Source organism: Faecalibacterium sp. An77 (assembly GCF_002161315.1).
Lineage (GTDB): Bacteria > Bacillota > Clostridia > Oscillospirales > Ruminococcaceae > Faecalibacterium.
In genome coordinates, this window is record NZ_NFHK01000081.1 from 1 (window position 1) to 5,520 (window position 5,520).

Annotated in this window: 4 protein-coding genes; 2 read left to right on the forward strand and 2 right to left on the reverse strand. The window is 60.7% G+C overall.

Annotated features, from left to right (window positions below):
* Positions 1-582: 582 nt before the first annotated feature.
* Positions 583-1,416 carry a zinc dependent phospholipase C family protein gene (locus B5G28_RS13970; RefSeq protein WP_087249780.1) on the reverse strand — a complete coding sequence of 278 codons (834 nt, stop codon included), beginning with the start codon at positions 1,414-1,416 and terminating at the stop codon, positions 583-585.
* A 28-nt stretch (positions 1,417-1,444) separates the two neighbouring features.
* Positions 1,445-2,704 carry an MFS transporter gene (locus B5G28_RS13975; protein WP_343215561.1) on the reverse strand — a complete coding sequence of 420 codons (1,260 nt, stop codon included), beginning with the start codon at positions 2,702-2,704 and terminating at the stop codon, positions 1,445-1,447.
* A 289-nt stretch (positions 2,705-2,993) separates the two neighbouring features.
* On the opposite strand from B5G28_RS13975, the gene B5G28_RS13980 reads away from it, so the two are divergent.
* Both B5G28_RS13980 and prfB read left to right on the forward strand, forming a co-directional pair.
* Positions 2,994-3,620 carry a sugar transferase gene (locus tag B5G28_RS13980; RefSeq protein ID WP_087249784.1) on the forward strand — a complete coding sequence of 209 codons (627 nt, stop codon included), beginning with the start codon at positions 2,994-2,996 and terminating at the stop codon, positions 3,618-3,620.
* A 65-nt stretch (positions 3,621-3,685) separates the two neighbouring features.
* On the forward strand, positions 3,686-4,807 hold the full coding sequence (gene prfB / locus B5G28_RS13985; RefSeq protein ID WP_087249786.1) for a peptide chain release factor 2: 1,122 nt from the start codon (positions 3,686-3,688) through the stop codon (positions 4,805-4,807).
* Positions 4,808-5,520 lie beyond the last annotated feature (713 nt).

Below are 5,520 nucleotides of genomic sequence, written 5' to 3' on the forward strand. Positions count from 1 at the left end.
GAATGGAGAATGAGCTGCTGCGGGATTTTATGCGATCCATGGGGAGGAGGTGAAGCCAGGATTTAAATATGCTGTTATCCACCGCCATTGTATGAAGTATCCAATCGTACAGATGTGCATAGCGCAGCGGAAAAAAGGGAAAAGAAATAGAGTGTTAAAGGGCAGGAGAGGCAAAGCGCAAGAAAACCATCCCTCCCTCCTCCGGGTTGCCGTTGCCCAAATTTTCTGCGCGGGGCGCTGCCCGCTTGAAAATTTGGACGGCTGTCCTCTTGTGCTTAGCCAATTTTTCCTGCGGGCATGAATGCCCTTGTAAAAATTGGAGCACTGCGCCAAACACAGCTCCCTGTTTCGTCCGCAGGACGCGGTCGCTGTGTTTGCCCCTGCTCCGCCTCGGCTGTTTCTGCCGCAGGCAGCGCCTCGGCTTCGCAGCCTCTGGCCCCAGCGGAGCGAAAAAAGGGAAAAGAAATAGAGTGTTAAAGGGCAGAGCGGCAAAGCTTTAAACCCTCGCATTGACACAAAAAAGCTCCCCCGCCGTCCGGCAGAGGAGCCCCTGTGGTTATTTTGGATGGTTGGCGGTTCGGTTTACTTCCCGCCGTTCTCGTAGGCCGCCATCAGGTCGGGATGAGGCCCGTAGGTGCGGTCAAAACGCTCGCTCAGGGCGGCGCCGTGGAAAATGTGGTCGCAGTAGTTGTCCATCAGCTCCAGCGCCACCGGCACCGCCTGATCCCCCAGCCGCATCAGCTCGGCGCAGCTGTCCGCAAAGGCCGGACGGTCCAGCGCCGCAATCACCAGCCCGCCCAGGGAATCCCACTTGCCCGACAGATGCAGCACGCCCTTCACCAGGGCGTTGCGCACCGGGCCCCCCGGCATCAGGAGCTGGTTGTACCGCTTCATGTTGGCCAGACAGGTCCGCACCTGCTCCCGGCCCGCCGGCATCACCCGGGCGATGGTGCGGGCGGTCACCTCGTTCACCGCAATGTATCCCGCCGGGTTGACGCTGCGCCAGTCCACCCCGTCGGCCTCCATCAGGGCGCCGTCCAGGGCGGTCTCGATGGCGATGTGGCCGTGGCCGCTGCGGTTGATTTCATATTCAATGTAGCTGTGGCATTCGCTGTCCAGGGCAAAATGGCAGATGAACCCCAGCAGATAGCTCAGCAGGGCCTGGCCCTCGGCCCGGTCGTTGACCCGGGCCGCCGCCCCTGCAAAGAAGGGCGCAGCCGGGGCGTCGTGCATCCCGTCGCCGGCGGTTTTGTAGCCGTTGGCCCGCAGGGGATTGTAGTAGAACAGGATGTCGGGGCCCTGCAGCCCGATGCGGTACAGGTCGGGATAGGTCTCGATGGCGGTGCGGGCCACATCGTTGCGGCAGGCCGCCAGAACCTCGCCGCCGAAGCGGCGGTGTGCGTAGACAGCAGGCATGGAAATTCACCTCGTTGTGTTCAGAATGTCAGGCGTTCTCCCGCCGGCTCTCCCGAACCGAGCGGCGGAACGCAAAGAAGCCCAGCAAAATCAGCGGCGCAATCACCATGACGCCGATGGAGGTGCTGCCCGAGATCTGGGTCATGGCGCTCACCAGGAAGGTGCCCACAAAGGATGCGCCCTTGCCGCAGATGTCCAGCAGGCCGTAATATTCACCCGAGCGCTCGGGGGGGATGATTTTGCCGAAGTAGGAGCGGGAGAGGGACTGGATGCCCCCCTGGAACATACCCACGCAGACGGCCAGGATCCAGAACTGGGTCTGGCTGCGCAGGAAGATGGCGTAGGTGCCGATGCCCACATAGGCCAGGATGCCGATGGACACCAGCAGGGCGGTGTCCACCCTGCGGGACAGCCACCCGAACAGCAGCGCAAAGGGGAAAGCCACAATCTGGGTCACCAGCAGCGCCAGCAGCAGGCCGGTGCTGTCCAGGCCCAGGGCCTGGCCGTAGGCGGTGGCCATGTCGATGATGGTGTAGACGCCGTCGATGTAGAGGAAGAAGGCGATCAGGAACCAGAACACCTGTTTGTTGCCCCGGATTTCCCGCAGAGTCTCGCCCAGCCGGCGGAAGGCCCCCGATACCATGTGGCCGTCCCCGCGGACGCTGTATTTCTGGCGGTAGCTGCGCAGCAGGGGCAGGGTGCACACCAGCCACCACCCGGCGTTCAGCAGGAAGGCCGCCAGCATGGCGGTGTTGAGGGTGAGGCCGATGGCCTCATACCCCAGCACGATCCCCAGGCTCACCACAAAGGGGATGCAGCTGCCGGCGTAGCCGAAGGCGTATCCCACCGAGGAAATCCGGTCCATCCGCTCGGGGGTGGTGACGTCGGTGAGCATCGAATCATAAAAGACCAGGCTGGAGCTGTAGCCGATTTTGGCGATGACGAAGCAGCCCAGAAACCAGATCCAGGACTGCACCAGGCCCATGACGGCGCATCCCGCGATGCCCACCGCCACGCACAGGACAAAGAGTTTTTTCTTCATGCCGGGCAGGTCGGCCACGGCGCCCAGGGTGGGCCCCAGCACCGCCACCACCACCGTCACCAGCGACGCCGCATACCCCCAGAAGGCCAGGTATTCGGCGTCGGTCAGGCCGGCGGATTCGGCCAGGCCGTTGAAGTAGATGGGCAGGATGGTGGAGATCAGCAGGGTGAAGGCCGAATTTCCCACATCGTACAGGACCCAGCGCTTTTCCAGCGGGGTCATTTTTTCGTTTTGTTCCATAACCATTCCCTTTCGTCGGGCCCACGGAGGGGCAGAGTCGTTTTTTCCATAGTCCATTGTACCACGCCCATGTAAAATCCGCGGCCCTGTCCATGAAAAATCCAAGGCTATGATAGCACAGAACCCGCCCCCGCGCAAGAACGTCCCCCGCCCCAAAAATCAAAGTGCATCGCTTTTATCTTGTGGAAGCAGGCAAAATATGCTATAATACTTATTATCGGTGCCGCTGTGTATGCCGCCCGGCACAGCGGGCACACTCACAGTACGACCATAACGCAGAGGAGAGGTGCGGGGTATGTATCGAAAGTACGGCAAGCGGGCGCTGGACGCAGTTCTGGCGCTGTGCGGGCTGATCTGCCTGTCCTGGCTGTTGCTGGGCCTGGCGGTGGCCATCAAGGTGGATTCACCGGGCCCGGTGTTTTTCAAACAGAAGCGGGTGGGGATTCACAAGAGCCATTTCTGGATTTTGAAATTCCGCACCATGCGCAGCGACACCCCCCACGACATGCCCACCCATCTGCTGGCCGACCCCGACCAGTATATCACCCGGGTGGGGCGTTTTCTGCGGAAAACCAGCCTGGATGAACTGCCCCAGCTGTGGAACATCCTGGTGGGGGACATGGCGGTGATCGGACCCCGGCCGGCCTTGTGGAACCAGTATGACCTTCTGGAAGAGCGGGACAAGTACGGGGCCAACGACGTGCGCCCCGGCCTCACCGGCCTGGCCCAAATCCATGGCCGGGACGAGCTGGAGATCCCGGTGAAGGCCCGCCTGGACGGGGAATATGTGGCCGACATCACCTTTTTGGGGGATGTGAAGCTGTTTTTCGGCACGGTGATCGCGGTGCTGCGCCATGACGGCGTGGTGGAGGGCGGCACCGGCGCCCTGCACCAGAAACCGGCGTCGCCGGGCAAGGATTGATTTTGCCGGCGGTTCCATGTATACTAATTCGGATACACCAACCAACACGGATGTGAGAGGTAGCTATGATAACGATTGACGAACTGAAGGTCCAGCTGGCCGAATATGGCAAGTCGGTGCAGGACCTGGAGGAGGCGCTGGCCATCGACGCCAGCAAGAAGCGTGTCCAGGAGCTGGAACACACCATGACCCGGCCGGGCTTTTACGATGACGCCGAGGCCAGCAAGAAAGTTTTCGACGAAGTGGGCGACCTGAAGGGCAAGCTGGGCCGCTTTGAGAAGCTGCAGGGCCTGTATGAGGATGCCCAGACCATGCTGCTGATGCTGGAGGAGGAGAACGACCCCTCCCTGATCCCGGAAGGGGAGCAGGCAGTGGACGCCGTGGGCAAAGCGGTGGATGAGCTGCAGCTGATGACCATGCTGAACGGCGAATACGACCACAGCAACGCGATTCTGACCTTCCACGCCGGCACCGGCGGCACCGAGGCCCAGGACTGGGCCGAGATGCTGTACCGCATGTACACCCGGTGGGCCTCCAACCACGGGATGAACGTGGAAGTGCTGGATTACCAGGACGGCGACGAGGCAGGCATCAAGAGCGCGTCCATCATGGTGAAGGGCGCCAACGCCTACGGCCTGCTCAAGAGCGAGAACGGCGTCCACCGCCTGGTGCGCGTCAGTCCCTTTGACTCCAACGCACGGCGTCAGACCAGTTTTGCGTCTCTGGAAGTGATGCCCGAGCTGGACAACACCATTCAGGTGGATATCCGGCCCGAGGACATTGAAATGCAGGTGTACCGTTCGTCGGGCGCCGGCGGCCAGCACATCAACAAGACTTCCAGTGCGGTCCGCCTGATTCATAAGCCCACCGGCATCGTGGTCAGCTGCCAGACCCAGCGCAGCCAGTTCCAGAACCGCGACTACGCCATGCAGATGCTGAAAGCCAAGCTGTACCAGATCGCACAGCAGCAGCACATGGACAAGATCGAGGACATCAAGGGCGTCCAGAACGAGATCGCCTGGGGTCATCAGATCCGCAGCTATGTCTTCATGCCCTACACCATGGTGAAGGATCACCGCACCAGCTACGAGACCAGCAACGTCAACGCCGTCATGGACGGCGACCTGGACGGCTTCATCTTCGCCTACCTGAAGGCCGCCAGCCGCGGCGAACTCGCCGACACCTGAGTTACTTTTTCGGAGAAAAAGTAACCAAAAAGCTTTCAATGTGTACCATGAAGTTTGCGGGTCTCCGTAACTTCCGCGGGGCCTTTACGCCCTGGCTCGCTCCCGGCGTTTGCGCCTGTGGCGCGGTGCGATGCAAACGGACTCAAAACCTGATTTTACGAGTCAAGGATTATCGGCCGCTTTAGAAGGCTCCCGGGCTGCGCCCCGGTGAGTCCAAGATTTCAGATAGCCTGATTTCCCACCCGGTACGCGCTGAAAACCTATAAAAATGCAGCAACCCTCGTCCTTTATTGGGCGGGGGTTGTTTTTATGTGTTTAGATCATAAACAAGCACAAACTTTGCCGCCCTGCGCTTGAACACTCTATTTCTTTTCCTCTTTATCCGCTGCGCTAGGCCCAGAGGGGGAGGGAGGGGGTTTCGACTCCCCCTCCCTACCCCCTCTGGACTCCCTACCCTCCCTAACGACCAGGGGAGACCCCTGGACCCAGATAGGGAAGTCGCGGCGTTCAAAAGCCTAAAAAACACTGTCATGCCTGGCCTGTAAAAACTTTCAGGGCCTCAAACGGCGGCACGGGTGTTTTTCTTAACGGCTTTTGCCCGCCGCTCCGATTGGTACCACATGCCCGCTTTGGCGGGCTGGCGGTTTGGTGTGCCTTTAGCTGCTGTGGGGCGCACACTTTGAAACCGCAAACTTTGCCGGTACCGTACACCC

Coding starts and splice junctions, on each gene's coding strand:
- B5G28_RS13975 (WP_343215561.1), bottom strand. CDS start 2,704: ATGGTTATGGAACAAAACGAAAAAATGACCCCGCTGGAAAAGCGCTGG.
- B5G28_RS13970 (WP_087249780.1), bottom strand. CDS start 1,416: ATGCCTGCTGTCTACGCACACCGCCGCTTCGGCGGCGAGGTTCTGGCG.
- prfB (WP_087249786.1), top strand. CDS start 3,686: ATGATAACGATTGACGAACTGAAGGTCCAGCTGGCCGAATATGGCAAG.
- B5G28_RS13980 (WP_087249784.1), top strand. CDS start 2,994: ATGTATCGAAAGTACGGCAAGCGGGCGCTGGACGCAGTTCTGGCGCTG.